Source organism: Bradyrhizobium sp. WYCCWR 12699, assembly GCF_032144035.1.
GTDB lineage: Bacteria > Pseudomonadota > Alphaproteobacteria > Rhizobiales > Xanthobacteraceae > Bradyrhizobium.
Map to the genome: position 1 here is coordinate 101,950 of NZ_JAVTJN010000033.1, position 15,130 is coordinate 117,079.

Below are 15,130 nucleotides of genomic sequence, written 5' to 3' on the forward strand. Positions count from 1 at the left end.
TGTCGTATCCAAGCATCATGGCCAGAGCAGCAAAATCCAAAGCAAAACCGCTTCGCGACGTCGCCGATCTCACCAAGGCCCAGGCCAAGGTCGAGCACATGCGGCTGTCGCTTGAGATCGAGGGGCACAACGAGCGCTACTATCAAGAGGACGCGCCCTCCGTTACCGACGCCGAATACGACGCGTTGCGCCAGCGCTTCAACGCCATCGAGAAGCGGTTTCCGGAATTCGTCACGGCGGACTCGCCCTCGCAGAAGGTCGGCGCGGCGCCGTCCGGCCGCTTCAAGAAGGTCCGGCATTCCGTTCCGATGCTGTCGCTCGACAACGCCTTTGCCGAAGAGGACGTGCGCGACTTCGTCGGCCGCATCGTGCGGTTCCTCAAGCTCGGCGACGACGAGGTCAATTTCTCCGCCGAGCCGAAGATCGACGGCCTGTCGATGTCGCTGCGCTACGAGGGCGGCGAGCTCGTCACCGCGGCGACACGCGGCGACGGCGCGGTGGGCGAGGACGTCACCGCCAACATTCGTACTCTCGAAGACGTGCCGCAGAAGCTGAAGGGGCGCAACGTCCCCGACATCTGCGAGGTCCGCGGCGAGGTCTACATGACCAAGAAGGCGTTCCTCGCGCTCAATGAGCGGCAGAAGGCGGCGGGCGATACCATCTTCGCCAATCCGCGCAATTCGGCCGCGGGCTCGCTCCGGCAGAAGGACCCGACCATCACCGCTTCGCGTCCGCTCGGCTTCTTCGCCTATGCCTGGGGCGAGATGAGCGCGATGCCGGAAGAGACGCAGACCGGCATGATCCATTGGTTCGAGCGCTGTGGCTTCAAGACCAATCCGCTGACCAAGCTCTGCCACTCGGTCGAGGAGTTGGTCGCGTTCCACCAGAGCATCGAGGAAGAGCGCGCCGAGCTCGACTACGATATCGACGGTGTCGTCTACAAGGTCGACCGCATCGACTGGCAGGAGCGTCTTGGCTTCGTCTCGCGCACGCCGCGCTGGGGCATCGCGCACAAATTCCCGGCGGAGCGCGCCATGACGGTGCTGCGCGACATCGAGATCCAGGTCGGCCGCACCGGCTCGTTCACGCCGGTCGGCAAGCTCGAGCCGGTCGGCGTCGGCGGCGTGATCGTGCAGAACGTCACGCTGCACAACGAGGACTACATCAAGGGCATCGGCAACAAGGGCGAAGTGCTGCGCGAGGGTCGCGATATCAGGATCGGTGACACCGTCGTGATCCAGCGCGCCGGCGACGTCATTCCGCAGATCGTCGACGTCGTGCTCGACAAGCGGCCGAAGAGTGCCAAGGAATTTTCCTTCCCGAAGAAATGCCCATGCCCGCTGCACACCGACGTCGTGCGCGGAGAGACGGCTGCCGGCGAAGAGGAATCCCGCGCCCGGTGCAGCGGCGAGTTCGCCTGTCCCTATCAGAAGATCGAGCACTTGAAGCTGTTCGTGTCGCGCCGTGCCTTCGACATCGACGGTCTCGGCGAAAAGCAGCTGCAGTATTTCTTCGATGAAGGCTGGGTCAAGGAGCCCGCCGACATCTTCACGCTGGAGAAGCGCAATTCCAAGCTCAAGCTCGAGGAGATCGAGGGCTACGGTGCGACTTCAGTACGCAATCTGTTCGCAGCCATCGAGAGCCGGCGCAAGATCGCGCTGGAGCGTTTTGTCTATGCGCTCGGCATGCGCCATGTCGGTGAGACCACCGCGCTGGCCCTGGCGCGCGGCTACGGCTCCTGGGATGCCTTCCACGACGCCTGCCTGAAGGTCGCCGACGGCGACGAGGAGGCGATGGCCGACATGGACGCGCTGGACCAGATCGGCGACACCGTGATCAAGAGCATCGCCGATTATTTCGGCGAGAGCCACAATCGCGGCATCGTCGAGCGGCTGACCAAGGAGGTCGAGATCGTCGACGCCGAGAAACCGAAGAGCAATTCGCCCGTCGCCGGCAAGACGGTCGTGTTCACGGGATCGCTGGAGAAGATGACCCGCGACGAGGCCAAGGCCACCGCCGAGCGGTTAGGCGCAAAGGTGTCGGGCTCGGTGTCGAAGAAGACCGATCTCGTCGTCGCCGGCCCCGGCGCGGGCTCGAAGCTCGCGGAGGCCAACAAGCACGGCGTCAAGGTGCTGACCGAGGACGAGTGGCTAAAGTTGATCGGGGAGTGAGGGGTCTTTTCTTCTCCCACAAGGGGAGAAGGAAGAATGAGTCACATGATCCCGCTCTCTTCCTCCTCCGCCTGTTCGATCATCGTCTCGCTCACCATCACCTCGCGGCGCGGGACGATGAAGATCATCATGCAGGCACAGAGCAGCGAGACGGCGAGGACGGCCGCGGTCAGTGGCAGCGTCGTGGCTGAATGGCCGCCGAGATAGGCGCCGAATTGCGACATCAGCGCGCCGATCCCCTGTTGCAGAAAGCCCATGGCGCCCGACGCGGCGCCGGCGGCTTCGGGGCGGATGCTGATGGCACCGGCGGCGGAGTTCGACATCACGAAGGCATTGCCGACCATCACGATCATCTGCGTGCCGAACAGCCAGCTTGGCGCCTCGTTCCAGCCGGTGAAGCTCCACAGCAGATTCAGCAGGCTGCCGGCGAGCTGGAGCGCGAGCCCGAACCAGATCAGCTTTTCCAGCGAATGCCGCGGCGCAAAGCGCACGCAGAGCAGATTGCCGACGAGAAATGCAAATCCCGTTGTCGCGAACCAGGCGCCGTATTCGGCGCTGGTTCGGCCCATCTGCGTCACCACGATGTAGGGGCCGCCGCCCGCGAAGGTGAAGATGATCTGCGAGGCCAGCACCTGGCACATCACATAGCCGACGAAGGCGCGGTTTTTGATCAGAATGCCGACGTCGCCGCGGAAGCCGCTGCCGGCCGCGCGGCTGCGGCGGGTCTCGGGCAGCGCGAATGCGATCCCGACGGCGACGATGATCGCGGCGATGGTGATGGCGTAGAAGATCGCGCGCCAGCCGAACGCGGTCTCGATCAGGCCGCCGGTGAGCGGAGAGACCATCTGTCCGAACATCAGCGCCGCGACCACGAGGCTGATCATCGAGGCGACGCGGTCGCGCTCATAGATGTCGCGGATGATGGCGCGGCTCACCACCATGCCGGCGGCGCCGCCCAGGGCTTGAAAGAAGCGGGCTGCGATCAGCTGCGGCAGGGTTTCGGCAAAGATGCAGGCGACGCTCGCCACGACCATCAGCGCCAGCCCTCCGAGCAGCACCGGGCGGCGGCCGAACCGGTCGGACAGCGGCCCCATGATCAGCTGCGACAGCGCGATGCCGACCATGTAGAGCGACACCGTCATCTGCGCGATGGAGATGTCGCTGCCGAAATTCGTCGCCAGCACCGGCAGCGCCGGAACCAGGATGTAGAGCGAGATCGGCGCAATCCCGGTCATCACGACCAGCAACAGCAGCACCCCGCGCGAGGTCGCAAGGTTGGTTGCCGCTTTCGGCGGCTTGCTGATCATGCCGTGCATGCGGGCCCATCTCGTTGCAGTTCGAATCGACTGTAGCGCGCTCGCGCAAGACCGATATCGGCGTTTCGGAATGCGGCTATACGGATTCCGGGAGGGTTGCGATGAGGGAGGGCGGAGGCACTATCTTACGGGGCGCGCGTGCCGGGATGTTGTGCGCTCGCGCCTCAACTTCGGTGTCATTCCCCGCAAATGCGGGGAATCCGGTATTCCAGAGGCTACGCTGATTGAATCGAGAGGCCTCGGCGTATTCGATTGCCCCTTCGCGGGGCATGACGGCGGCGGTTGGGAAGCAGCCTTGCGCTCATCGCGTGGCGGTATGCGTTACGTCTTCAGCTCCGCCGTCGCCTGATCGAGCCAGCCCCGGGTCGCTTCGTCCAGCGCCGGCCGCACCTCGGCTCGGACGCGCGCGTGATAGGCGTTGAGCCAGTCGAGCTCGTCCTTGCTCAGCATCGCGACGTCGATCAGCCGGCGGTCGATCGGTGCAAGCGTCAGCGTCTCGAACGCGTTCATCGGCTTCTCGGCGCCCTTGATGTCGGCGGCGACGACGAGTTCGAGGTTCTCGATGCGGATGCCGAAACCGTCGGTCTTGTAATAGCCGGGCTCGTTGGAGAGGATCATACCGCGCTTCAGCGGTGTGGTGCCGAGCTTCGAAATCCGCGCCGGTCCTTCGTGCACCGAGAGGTAGCTGCCGACGCCGTGGCCGGTGCCGTGCTCGAAATCGACGCCGGCGGCCCAGAGATATTGCCGTGCCAGCGTGTCGAGCTGCGCGCCCGTGGTGCCGTCGGGGAAGATCGCACGTGCGATCGCGATATGGCCCCGCAGCACGCGTGTGAAGCGGTCGCGCATCTCGTCGGTCGGCTCGCCGACGGCCATGGTGCGCGTGACGTCCGTGGTGCCGTCTTCGTACTGCGCGCCGGAATCGATCAGCAGGAGGTCGCCGGGCGCGATCCGCCGGTTGCTCTTGCGCGTGACGCGGTAATGCACGATGGCGCCGTTCGGGCCGGTGCCGGAGATGGTCGGAAACGACACGTCCTTCAGTGCGCCGGTGTCGCGGCGGAACGTCTCCAGCGCCTCGACCGCGTCGATCTCGGTGAGCTTGCCGCTTGGCGCTTCCCGGTCGACCCACGCCAGGAAACGCGCCAGCGCCACGGCGTCGCGCACGTGGGCCGTCTTCGTGCCTTTGATCTCGATCGGGTTCTTGACGGCCTTGAGCAGCGCGATCGGATCGCTGCCGCGCAGCGGTTTGCCGCCGGCGGCCGCGATCAGCCGGCTGAGCGCGTCGGCCGCGGTGGCGCCGTCGAGCGCGATCGACCCGCCGCCCTTGGCGAGCGCCATCAGCGTCGGCGCCATCGCATCGGGCTCGCGCACGTCGGCGGATTGCTCGAGATGGTCGCGCGTGAGGTTTGAGAGCTTGCGGCTATCGATGAAGATGGTGGGACGTCCGTCTTTCGGTACCAGCGCGTAGGACAGCGGCAGCGGCGTATGGGCGACGTCTGCGCCGCGGATGTTGAAGGTCCAGGCGACCGCGTGGCTGTCGGACAGCACCAGCGCGTCGACGCCGAGCTTGCCGATCTCGCTTCTGATCTGCGTCAGCTTCTCGGCTTCCGTGACGCCGGCATGCTGGGGTCCGTGCACGGCGACGGGGGCGAGCGGCGGCTGGGGGCGGTCCTGCCAGATCGCGTCGATCGGATTGCTGTCGACCGCGACCAGCTCGGCACCGGCCTTGGCGCAGGCGGCGGACAGGCGCTCGGCTGCCGCAAAAGTGTGCAGCCACGGATCGAATCCGAGGCGGTCCCCGGCTTTCAGATGCGCCGACACCCAGCTCTCCGGCGGCGGGTCGATCAGCGATTCCACGGCCCAGGCCTTTGCATCGACCTGCTTGGCCGCCTGCAGCGTGTAGCGGCCGTCGACGAACAACGCGGCCTCCTGGGCCAGAACCACCGCGAATCCCGCGGAGCCTGTAAATCCGGTCAGCCAGGCCAGCCGTTCTTCCGACGGCGGCACATATTCGTTCTGCTGCTGATCGGCACGCGGAACGACGAAGCCGGCGAGCTTGCGACGGGCGAGTTCTTCGCGAAGTGCCGCCAGCCGCGCCGTCAATGCGACGCCGGCCTCTGGCTCCTCGAATGTCTGGAAGTGTGCTTCGAACATGGTGGATCACTTTAGGATCATGGGGATCAGTCCGCAATCTCGTCGCATTTGCGTCGCATCTGGCATGGACTGTGCTTGAATGGTTCCATTCGAATGAGTGGAGTAAAGGATGCGGCTGCCGCGCTTCGTCCGGGTGACAGGGACATTCGAGCAGGTGGTTCATCTCAACGACGAGGGGACACGTGATGCCAGCGTTCTCGTTTGAAAAGATATCGCCGCCGGCGCGCCGCGGCGCGGCCGCGGCGGCACCGCAGAAGCCGCGTAGCGTCATCAACCAGATGATCGACCGGATCGCCGAGCGCCGCGCCAAACGCGCTGCCGTGAAATCCAAGAAAAGTCAGCCGATCGGTTCTTCATCTGGTGATTGAGGTTGTGCCGGCGCACGTCAACCGCTTTGCTTAGGCGCCGGAGATGAGAAGGCAGAAGCCAACCTGTCCAGGAATGAAAAGAGAAGATCGACACTATAGCCCGCCAAGAACGCCAGCGCTAAGGGCGAAAGAGATTGCAATATTCCGGCTGTTTCAGTGGATTTCGATTCTGAAGTGAACCAGGCGATGGAAAAGCCCGCCACCGCGCCCAAGTAATATCGAAGCTCGTAACGCACAATCGAGTCGCGTGAGAAGGTGTAGCTCCTGACTTCGTCCGCGATCATTCGCACGATGTAGGCGCTTGCGCCGAGCGCGCCGTATAAGATCGGCAAGACGTACTTCAGCAGGGCAGTAAGAACGATTTGAGCCGTTTGAATTTGCTCAGCATTTCCGGGGGTAAAGACCCAAAGAAAGTGATCAGTCTCTTTGATTTCGTCCGCGCGACGCTCTCCGTCCTTTGTGGTTGCCAAGCTCGACTCTGGAAGGGGTGCGCTTTCGCTCTTTGGAATGAGCACCAATTTCAGGACGTTCCAGTTCCTCAATACCTCGAAGTCTGCCCAAGCGCTTATCTTTTCCTGCCACAACAGGCTGTCCCAGCGGTCAAAAACTTGATCCGCTAGAACCTTCTTTGCGGCATAGTCTGGATCCTTGTCGTTCAGAGCTCTCGCCGCTGCCCCCTCTTTGCTGCCCTGCTCGGCGAGGGTTTCGAGTCGTCCCCTGATTTCCTTCAGATCTGTGCAGATCGTGGCGCCCACGAGCCATAGATTTGAAATACAAGGAGTGCAACGAGCGTGACCATCGTTCGAATTCGATAGCTGCTCGCCGCTCGTGCGGCGGCGCTCTTTCCGTCGGCGGAATTCGTTGACTTGATCGTTTCCAAGGTGACTGGAGAGATAGCCTTGGAAATCGCAGACGCCGCGGTCCAGAAAGTGGCTTCTTGCTCAGGCGTGATTGAATTTCCCGCGCTATGCGCCAGAATGATGGCCTGTACGTCGGCGCTATTCAACGAAGTGCCGGTCCGTGAGGCATACGCCAATAGTTGCGCGGCATCGTCGATGGCAAGCCTTACGATCTCATCGTACTTCTTGTTGTTGGCGCTGGTATCTGCTCCGCTCGGCGTCGGAGAGCGTCTCGACCAAATGAAAAGCGATGCAACGACTACCGCTCCAATCGCCAGCAATATGATGCTCTGGGTCATCCGCGATCACCCTGAAAATGGCAGAATTCAAATCAATTTGAAGCGTAATGTACCTCATCATTCGGCTTGCGCAACTAGAGCTAGAAGGTGGGCGCGGTACGACTAGGTTCTGTGAGTGCGTCGCAATAACAGACTGCTCCACCCCTCGATTCGCAGATGCTTCAACGGCACGAGGCCGCGCGCGCGATAGGCGGCGATCACGGCGGGGGCCTGGTGCGTCAGCAGGCCGGAGAGGATGACGCGTCCGCCGGGCGCGAGATGCCGCGCCATCGGGCCCGCCAATTGCCGCAAGGGGTTGGCAAGGATGTTGGCCAGCACCAGGTCGAACGGACCGGCCCGTCCGAAATCCGGCGCGGCGAATCCGGTGGCGCGGATCACCCGCACATGGGTGCCGGCTCCATTCAGCATCGCATTTTCGGCTGCCACCCGCACCGACGGCGGGTCGATGTCGGAGGCGAGCACGTGGCGATGCAGCGCTTTCGCCGCGGCGATGGCCAGCACGCCGGTCCCGGTGCCGAGGTCGAGCAGGTTCCTCGGACGGGAACTCTTCAGGACATGGTCAAGCAGCAGTAAACAGCCGCGCGTCGTGCCGTGGTGGCCGGTGCCGAAGGCGAGCGCCGCCTCGATCTCGATGGCGAGCTTGTTCGGCGCCACCCGGTCGCGGTCGTGGCTGCCGTGCACGACGAAGCGGCCGGCCGGCACCGGGACCAGGTCTTCCAGGCTGGCCTTGACCCAGTCCTTCGCCTCGATCGTGTCGAAGACAAGCGTCGCGGCAATCTCATTTCCTGCTGAATTCACAATGAGTTCGCGCAGCCAAGCCTGATCGGGCGCCTCCGCGAAATGGAGCGTGACGTCCCATTGTCCGTCCGGCCGCTCGAACGCCGCGACCGCCGCGTCGCCCTCGAAAAACACCTCGGTGAGCACGTCGACGACGCGCCTCGCGTCGGCCTCGCTGCCGATCGAAAAGCTGGCGCGATGGGTTGGAGAAGGCTGCATTCAGGGTTCCATTGGGTTCAATTTTTGGAACTTTTGTTGGCGATTTTCCGCGAAAGTTGCGGTTGCCGGGTTAACCGGGTCGAAGGTCGCGCCCCGTACATTTTCGGATGTCGAATTCAGACAGTGCAATTTGAAATTGAAACGGAGGCGAGTCTTGAAGAGCATGATTTGGAAGTTCTGGTCGGATGAGTCCGGTGCGACGGCGATCGAATACGGTCTGATTGCCGCGGGCATCGCCCTGGCGATCATCACCGTGGTGAACAGCCTGGGTAGCACCATGAACGACAAGTTCACGTCGATTAACACCTCCTTGAAGTAAATTCCGCCTCCACTTCCCAGCGGGGGCTGTTTTTCTTCTGAGGCTATTCCTGATCACCGCCCGCGAGGGGAATTCCCCCTTGCGGGCGATGTCGTTTTTGGCCAGCGCTTTCGATGACTCACAGGTTGTCCGCTGCTTATCCAGGACGCTATCCACCCGCTTTTCCCGCAATTGTCCCTGCGCTTTTCCACCGTGTTTTCCCCGGGCTCGTCACGAGGTTCTGGCCCAATCATCCGCAGCCTCTCCACAGCTCTGCCAACAGGCTGTACACAGGCAATCCACAGGCCTATCCACGGCTTCCGAACAGCGACCGGTGATCCCTCAGGATCGCCTGCGCCGCATTGTGGCCGGGCGCTCCGGTGACGCCGCCGCCGGGATGCGCTCCGGAGCCGCAATGGTAGAGGCCCTTCAACGGTCCACGATAATCGGCATGGCCCAGCATGGGCCGTGCCGAGAACAGCTGATTCAAGGTCAGCGCGCCGTGGAAGATGTCGCCGCCGAGAAGTCCGAACTGCCGTTCGAGGTCGAGCGGGGACAGTATCTGGCGGCCCAGCACGCTCGCCGCAAAACCCGGCGCGTAGCTGTCCACCGTCGCGATCATGAGATCGGCGACTTCGTCGCGATGGTCATCCCACGATTTTCCATCCGGAAGCTCCGGCGCGACGTGCTGGCAGAACAGGCTCGCGACATGCTGTCCCGCGGGCGCCAGCGTGTCGTCGAGGGTGGAGGGGATCAGCATCTCGACGACGGGCGAGCGGCTCCAGCCTTGCGCCCGCGCGTCGAGATAGGCGCGGTCCATATAGTCGAGGCTCGGCGCCAGGATGATGCCGGACGAGAGATGGTCGCCTTCGCCCGGCAGCGCCGTGAAGGAGGGCAGGCGGTCCAGCGCCACGTTCATGCGGAAGGTGCCGGAGCCGTTCTTCCAGTGCCGGATGCGGGCGAGGAAGTCCGCAGGCAGCGCCTCAGCCGCGATCAGGCGCGTGTAGAGCAGCTTTGGATTGACGTTGGCCGCGACATATTTCGCGCGGATCGTCTCGCCGTTCTCCAGCACGATGCCGACCGCGCGGTCGCGCTCGACGATCACCTCGCGCACCCCGGCATCCGTGTCGATCACGACGCCCCGCTCGCGCGCCGCGCGCGCCATCGCCTGCGTGATCGCGCCCATGCCGCCGATGGCGTGACCCCAGACACCCTTCTTGCCGTTCACCTCGCCGAAGGCGTGATGCAGCATCACATAGGCCGAGCCGGCGGCGTAGGGGCTGGCATAGTTGCCGACGATGGCATCGAAGCCGAACAGCGCCTTGACCAGATCATGCTCGAAGCGCTCGTCCAGCATCTCGCCGGCCGAGCGGGTGAAGAGGTCGAGCAGGCTGCGGCTCTGCTCCAGCGTGAGGCCGCGCAGGATATTGGCAGTCTTCCAGGCGTTGACGCCTTCGCGGATGGCCGCGGTGCCAAAGCCGTCGACGAGGTTCGGCGGCGCCCGCAGCACGAACTGCCTGAGCACGTCGGCGATGTCTTCCAGCTCGCGTGAAAATCCGTCGAGCGCGCCTGCGTCATGCGCACTCAACCGCTCGACCGATGCCTTCGTCCGGCCCTCGCCGGTGAGGAGATAGCTGCCGTCGGGCGCGGGCAGGAAGTTCTGGGCACGCCGTTCGACGATGCGCAGGCCCTGTTCGGTGAGCTTGAGATCGCGGATCACCTGCGGATTGAGCAGGCTCACGGTATAGGCCGCGACCGAATTGCGGAATCCCGGGTGAAACTCCTCCGTGACCGCGGCACCCCCGACGACCTTGCGGCGCTCGACCACATGCACGCGCAGGCCCGCCATCGCGAGATAGGCCGCGCAGGTAAGGCCGTTATGGCCAGCGCCGATGATGACGACGTCGGTTTCGGTCATGAGAGCTTCAAATTGTTCCACCGTCATTCCGGGATGGTCCGAAGGACCAGACCCGGAATGACATCTCTATATCAAGCAATCCTCGCTGCAACATCACGCGCCCCTTTATTGCCCGTTCAGGCGCCTTGTGCTCCATTGCGCGCGTCCGGCGCCCGCCGGGTCTTGAACCGGAGCTTCCATGGATTCGATCGTGCAACCCGCCGCCACGGAGCAGCCGTCCGCCTCGCGCAACCGGCTGCTGCTGACGGTCTACACCGCTGCGATCTTCGTCAGCGCGCTGCTGCTGTTCTCGGTGCAGCCGCTGTTCACGAAGATGGTGCTGCCGCGGCTCGGCGGCTCGCCGGCGGTGTGGTCGGTGGCGATGGTGTTCTTTCAGTCGCTGCTGCTGGCGGGCTATGCCTATGCGCATCTGTTGATGCAGGCGAGGAGCCGCGTCGTTCCGGTGGCCGTGCATCTGGTGCTGCTGATCGCGGCCTTTGCCACGCTGCCGCTCGGTATCGCCTCGACCTATGGCGAGCCGCCCGCGTCCGGTTATGCATTCTGGCTGCTCGGCCTGTTCGTGGTCTCGATCGGCCTGCCGTTCTTTGCGCTCGCCGCCAACAATCCGCTGTTGCAGGCCTGGTTCGTTCGCACCGGCCATCCGGCCGGACATGATCCCTATTTCCTCTATGCCTCCTCCAACATCGGCAGCTTCCTCGCGCTGCTGTCCTATCCGTTCCTGCTGGAGCCGGTGTTCACACTGCACACGCAGAACCGGCTCTGGACCGCCGGTTATGGCGTCCTGATTCTCCTGATCGCCGCCTGTGGCGCGCTGTTGTTGCGCTCGCCGAAGCTGGCGGTCGTCGACCCGAAAACCGAGGACATCAATGCGCCAGCGCCGGCTTTCCTGACGCGGCTGCGCTGGATCTTCCTGGCCGCGGTGCCGTCGGGTCTGCTCATCGCCGTCACCGCGCACATCTCGACCGACGTTGCGGCGGCGCCGCTGCTGTGGGTGCTGCCGCTGTCGCTGTATCTGCTCACCTGGGTCGTGGTGTTCCAGTCGCGGCCGCTGCTGCCGCACAAATGGATGCTGATGCTGCAGCCGGTCGCGATCGCAGGCGTCGTCGTCCTGCTCGCCTTCGGCGGCGAGCAGAACCTGCTGCTGACGCTCGGCGGCCATCAATTGTGCTTCTTCGTCATCGCCATGGCCTGCCACGGCGAGCTGGCACGGACCCGCCCCGCAGCCAAATATCTCACCGGCTTCTATGTCGCGCTGTCGTTCGGCGGCATGGTCGGCGGGCTTTTTGCCGGCCTCGTCGCGCCCTTCACCTTCTCCTGGATCGCCGAATATCCGATCCTGGTCGCGCTTGCCGCGCTGTGCCGGCCGGCCGCAAACGAACGGTTTGCCGGTGTCGTCAAATGGTATTGGCTGGGGCTCGCCGCGCTTGCGATCGCGCTCGTCGCGCCGTCATACGCCACCGGCCATCTCTCGACCTGGTTCGAGGATCACCGCGTCTGGGTCGCTGGCGGCGTCGGCGTGCTTGCCGCGTTGCTCGCGCTGGCGCTCAATGCCGGACGCTGGAAGATCTTTGCCACCGTCGTGCTCGCGCTGGCGTTGATCCGCGTCTATCCCGCGGACGAGGGCCGCGTCACGACGGTGCGCAGCTTCTTCGGCGTGCACAAGATCGTGGTGACGCCCGGCGGCTATTTCCATGTGCTGATGCACGGCACCACCATCCACGGAGCCGAGCGCTTCCGCAATAATGACGGCACGCCGGTCGCGGGCCGCCCCGAGCCGATCACCTATTACCACAAGGACGGCGGCATTGGTCAGGCCGTCAGCGCGATCCGCGAACGCAAGGGCACGCCGCTCAAGGTCGCCGCGATCGGCGTCGGCTCCGGCACGCTCGCGTGTGCCGCAGTGCCCGGCGAGGACTGGAAATTCTTCGAGATCGACCAGTCGATGGTGGATGCGGCGCGTGACCCCAAGAATTTCCGCTACATCTCGAGCTGCATGCCGGACATGAAGCCGGTGATCGGCGATGCGCGGCTCACCTTTGCCAAAGAGCCCGACGGCGCCTACGACCTCATCATCGTCGATGCCTATTCGTCGGATGCGATCCCGATTCATCTCGCCACCGAAGAGGCGATGAAGATCTACAAGGACAAGCTCGCGCCGCACGGCGCCGTGGTGATGCACGTCTCCAACCGGCATCTCGATCTCGAGACCGTCGTGGTCGGCATTGCGGATGCCAACGATCTCAAGAGCTGGGTCTTCAACGAGGATTCCGGGCGGGATGGTGACTACATCTTCTCCACCGACGTCGTCATCTCCGCGCGGGAGGAAGCAGATATCGGCCGGCTTGCCTCATCCAAGTCCTGGGAGCAGACCGAAGCCGACGACAGGGTGCGGGTCTGGACGGACGACTATTCCAACATCCTGGGCGCGCTGTACCGGCGCTTGCGGGACGGGGAGTAGGGCCACTTCGTAACTTCGTAGCCCGGATGAAGCGAAGCGTAATCCGGGGCCGCTCGTGCGTGATGGGCACTTTTCCCGGATTGCGCTTCGCTCCATCCGGGCTACAAGGTGAGAGGCTTCTAAGGCTCGACCGGCGTCCCCGCCGGCAGCGCAATTCCCTTCTCGCCCGCCACCTGTCGCAGCAGATCCGGGCGATCCGAGATGATCCCGTCGACGCCGAGCTCGATCATCCGCGCCATGTCCTCACGCTTGTTGACCGTCCACACCACCACGCGCAATCCGAGCGCTCGAGCTTCGGAAACGAGCGCAGCGGTGACATCGCCGAAATAGGGCGACCAGATCGCGCCGCCTGCTGCCTTGATCGTCCGCGGCAGCGAGCCGCCGTGATCGGCCGGGCTGAAGCCGGCGGTCCAGTTCGTCGCCTTGTCCAGCGCCACCGTCTGCCCCGAGCCGCGCTGGAGCGTCAGGTACATCGTCGGGATCTTCGGTGCCTGCTGCTGGACGAGCTGCAAGGTCCTCCAGTCGAAGGACTGGATCATGACCCTGTCGGAAAACGCCTCGGACCGGATCAGCCCAAGCAGCTTCGTGACGAACGCTTGCGGATCGAGCGTGTCGTCCGGATGGTTCGGGTCGATCTTGGTCTCGATGTTGAAGCGCACCCGCGCGTTGCCGGATTTCCGCACCAGCGCGAACAGCTCGCCCAGCGTCGGAATGCGCGTCCCCGGCATGGCGCGCTGGTCGGGGAATTGCTTTGCATAGTTGCTGTCCGGCCGGATCTGGCCGACGTCGTAGGTCTTGACCTCGTCCAGCCGCAGCTTCACGAAAGGCGTGCCGGGCGCGGGAATATACGCGCCATCGGCGTTGCGCGTGAGATCAGGATTGAGCCCGCGCTCATGCGACACGATGATCTCGCCGTCCGCGGTCACGCCGACGTCGAGCTCCAGCGTGTCCACGCCCATCGACAACGCGTTGGCGAAGGCCGGCAGGGTGTTTTCCGGCAACAGCGCCCGCCCGCCGCGATGCGCCTCGAGATCAAAGGCCATGGCCCGCCCCATGATCAGAACTGAGAGCACGGTCAGAACAGTCGTGGCACGTGACGGCATGGTGCCTCGAATAGCTATCGCTTGTTAGCGCTGACCACCGACGGCGGCGAGAAGCGACCGCTTCAATTCTGGTAGTAATAGCCGCGCGGCTGATAAACCTGCCGGGGTTGCGGCTGATAATAATAGCCCTGCTGGCCGTAGCCCTGATTGTAATATTGCTGCGGCTGCTGCTGATAGACCTGCGCGTCATAGAGCGGGCGGGTGGCCGAACGCGGCGCCGGATAGCGCGCGCCGGTGTCGCTGCCGTCCGCGGGATAGATGTAGTTGTCGTCCTGCGGCATGTAGCGGCGAGCGGGCTGCGCCGGCGGCGTCAGGTTCACGGGATCGCCTGTGGTAGCGACTTGCTCCTCGACGGGCTGCTGGGGAGCGCGGGCCACCGCAGCATTGGCGCGACCGCGCGGATTGCGCGCCAGCGCCACCTGAGCCGAGCCGGTCAGCGTCACCGTGGTGTTGAGCACGCCCTGCTGCTGCACCAGCGCATAGAGCGTCGAGGCGTTCTGGCGCGACAGCCGGACGCAACCATGGGAGGCGGGCGAGCCGAGACGGCCGACCGAATCCGTGCCGTGGATGGCGTGACCGACCTTGGTGAAGAAGATCGCGTGCGGCATCGGCGCGTCGTCGAACTCCTTGGAGTAGTGATCCTCTTCCATGCGGAAGGTGCGGAACGCGCCGTTCGGCGTCTCGCGCGAGGGGATGCCGGTCGACACCGGCCAGTGATAGCGCGCGACGCCGTCGACCGCGACGGTCATCTGCTGATTGTCCTTGTCGACGGTGATCTCGACCTTGGCCTGCGCGGTGCCCGCGCTCAAAAGCATCAGGGACGTGAAAGCAATGAAAAATGAACGCATCTGGAAACGCATTTGAATCCTGGCCTCCGGCCTCTTCTCGCTAGCCGCCGCGGCTCTCCGTCCCCGGCGTGCAGTATGCCTGCAATCCGGCTTTCGTTCCAGCGGCCTGCTTCAGCCATCGTTAACGTGACGTCGGGCTTAAGCAAGGCCGCTTTGTGCCGCTCGGCAGCCGGCGCTGCTGACATTTTCGCGAGCTGACGCGCGTTCACAACGCCGGCAATTCGTCACAAAGGCGCAACCATCCGGCTGCCCCGGGCGTTGAGCACCACCACCCTCGACAGGCGGCGTCCGCCGCCGCTACCTCT

12 protein-coding genes are annotated in these 15,130 nt (G+C 64.2%); 4 read left to right on the plus strand and 8 right to left on the minus strand.

Annotated features, from left to right (window positions below):
- The first annotated feature begins 17 nt into the window (after positions 1-17).
- Positions 18-2,171, plus strand: coding sequence for an NAD-dependent DNA ligase LigA (ligA, locus tag RPS27_RS20560; protein ID WP_194403920.1), 2,154 nt, complete (start codon positions 18-20; stop codon positions 2,169-2,171).
- Positions 2,172-2,212: 41 nt separating this feature from the next.
- Here the strand turns inward: ligA and RPS27_RS20565 are convergent, their stop codons facing one another.
- Positions 2,213-3,487: a multidrug effflux MFS transporter gene (locus RPS27_RS20565; RefSeq protein WP_313754221.1), complete on the minus strand. Its 1,275-nt coding sequence runs from the start codon at positions 3,485-3,487 to the stop codon at positions 2,213-2,215.
- Positions 3,488-3,808: 321 nt separating this feature from the next.
- On the minus strand, positions 3,809-5,638 hold the full coding sequence (locus RPS27_RS20570; RefSeq protein WP_212067674.1) for an aminopeptidase P family protein: 1,830 nt from the start codon (positions 5,636-5,638) through the stop codon (positions 3,809-3,811).
- A gap of 185 nt (positions 5,639-5,823) precedes the next feature.
- Here RPS27_RS20570 and RPS27_RS20575 point away from each other — a divergent pair, with 185 nt between their 5' ends.
- Positions 5,824-6,006 (plus strand): hypothetical protein, encoded by a 183-nt coding sequence (locus RPS27_RS20575; RefSeq protein WP_212067673.1) that lies wholly within the window; start codon positions 5,824-5,826, stop codon positions 6,004-6,006.
- Between the two features lie 17 nt (positions 6,007-6,023).
- Here RPS27_RS20575 and RPS27_RS20580 read toward each other — a convergent pair whose 3' ends face one another.
- The 3 genes from RPS27_RS20580 to RPS27_RS20590 all read right to left on the minus strand — a co-directional run bounded on the left by RPS27_RS20580 (position 6,024) and on the right by RPS27_RS20590 (position 8,200).
- A complete protein-coding gene (locus tag RPS27_RS20580) occupies positions 6,024-6,761 on the minus strand; it encodes a hypothetical protein (RefSeq protein ID WP_212067672.1) in 738 nt (245 codons plus the stop codon).
- Positions 6,734-7,204 (minus strand): hypothetical protein, encoded by a 471-nt coding sequence (locus tag RPS27_RS20585; RefSeq protein ID WP_212067671.1) that lies wholly within the window; start codon positions 7,202-7,204, stop codon positions 6,734-6,736. Before RPS27_RS20585 ends, RPS27_RS20580 begins: the two co-directional genes overlap by 28 nt.
- Positions 7,205-7,306: 102 nt before the next feature.
- On the minus strand, positions 7,307-8,200 hold the full coding sequence (locus RPS27_RS20590; protein ID WP_212067670.1) for a 50S ribosomal protein L11 methyltransferase: 894 nt from the start codon (positions 8,198-8,200) through the stop codon (positions 7,307-7,309).
- A 163-nt stretch (positions 8,201-8,363) separates the two neighbouring features.
- Here RPS27_RS20590 and RPS27_RS20595 point away from each other — a divergent pair, with 163 nt between their 5' ends.
- The gene (locus tag RPS27_RS20595; protein ID WP_371746368.1) at positions 8,364-8,519 is read left to right on the plus strand and encodes a Flp family type IVb pilin; all 156 of its coding nucleotides are present in this window, start codon (positions 8,364-8,366) and stop codon (positions 8,517-8,519) included.
- A gap of 286 nt (positions 8,520-8,805) precedes the next feature.
- On the opposite strand, the gene RPS27_RS20600 is transcribed toward RPS27_RS20595, so the two are convergent.
- Positions 8,806-10,416, minus strand: a complete 1,611-nt coding sequence (locus RPS27_RS20600; RefSeq protein ID WP_212067668.1) for an NAD(P)/FAD-dependent oxidoreductase — start codon at positions 10,414-10,416, stop codon at positions 8,806-8,808.
- Between the two features lie 178 nt (positions 10,417-10,594).
- Here RPS27_RS20600 and RPS27_RS20605 point away from each other — a divergent pair, with 178 nt between their 5' ends.
- Entirely contained in the window at positions 10,595-12,874 is a 2,280-nt protein-coding gene (locus tag RPS27_RS20605; protein WP_212067667.1) for a fused MFS/spermidine synthase, read from the plus strand.
- Between the two features lie 119 nt (positions 12,875-12,993).
- Here RPS27_RS20605 and RPS27_RS20610 read toward each other — a convergent pair whose 3' ends face one another.
- Positions 12,994-13,977, minus strand: coding sequence for a glycerophosphodiester phosphodiesterase (locus RPS27_RS20610; protein ID WP_212067666.1), 984 nt, complete (start codon positions 13,975-13,977; stop codon positions 12,994-12,996).
- A 62-nt stretch (positions 13,978-14,039) separates the two neighbouring features.
- Positions 14,040-14,837, minus strand: coding sequence for a L,D-transpeptidase (locus RPS27_RS20615; protein ID WP_194403910.1), 798 nt, complete (start codon positions 14,835-14,837; stop codon positions 14,040-14,042).
- Between the last annotated feature and the right edge of the window lie 293 nt (positions 14,838-15,130).

Bases quoted from the DNA above. Each gene is read 5' to 3' on its own strand.
- RPS27_RS20565 (WP_313754221.1), bottom strand. From the start codon at position 3,487: ATGCACGGCATGATCAGCAAGCCGCCGAAAGCGGCAACCAACCTTGCG.
- RPS27_RS20610 (WP_212067666.1), bottom strand. From the start codon at position 13,977: ATGCCGTCACGTGCCACGACTGTTCTGACCGTGCTCTCAGTTCTGATC.
- RPS27_RS20585 (WP_212067671.1), bottom strand. From the start codon at position 7,204: ATGACCCAGAGCATCATATTGCTGGCGATTGGAGCGGTAGTCGTTGCA.
- RPS27_RS20575 (WP_212067673.1), top strand. From the start codon at position 5,824: ATGCCAGCGTTCTCGTTTGAAAAGATATCGCCGCCGGCGCGCCGCGGC.
- RPS27_RS20600 (WP_212067668.1), bottom strand. From the start codon at position 10,416: ATGACCGAAACCGACGTCGTCATCATCGGCGCTGGCCATAACGGCCTT.
- RPS27_RS20605 (WP_212067667.1), top strand. From the start codon at position 10,595: ATGGATTCGATCGTGCAACCCGCCGCCACGGAGCAGCCGTCCGCCTCG.
- RPS27_RS20595 (WP_371746368.1), top strand. From the start codon at position 8,364: ATGATTTGGAAGTTCTGGTCGGATGAGTCCGGTGCGACGGCGATCGAA.
- RPS27_RS20570 (WP_212067674.1), bottom strand. From the start codon at position 5,638: ATGTTCGAAGCACACTTCCAGACATTCGAGGAGCCAGAGGCCGGCGTC.
- RPS27_RS20590 (WP_212067670.1), bottom strand. From the start codon at position 8,200: ATGCAGCCTTCTCCAACCCATCGCGCCAGCTTTTCGATCGGCAGCGAG.
- ligA (WP_194403920.1), top strand. From the start codon at position 18: ATGGCCAGAGCAGCAAAATCCAAAGCAAAACCGCTTCGCGACGTCGCC.
- RPS27_RS20615 (WP_194403910.1), bottom strand. From the start codon at position 14,837: ATGCGTTTCCAGATGCGTTCATTTTTCATTGCTTTCACGTCCCTGATG.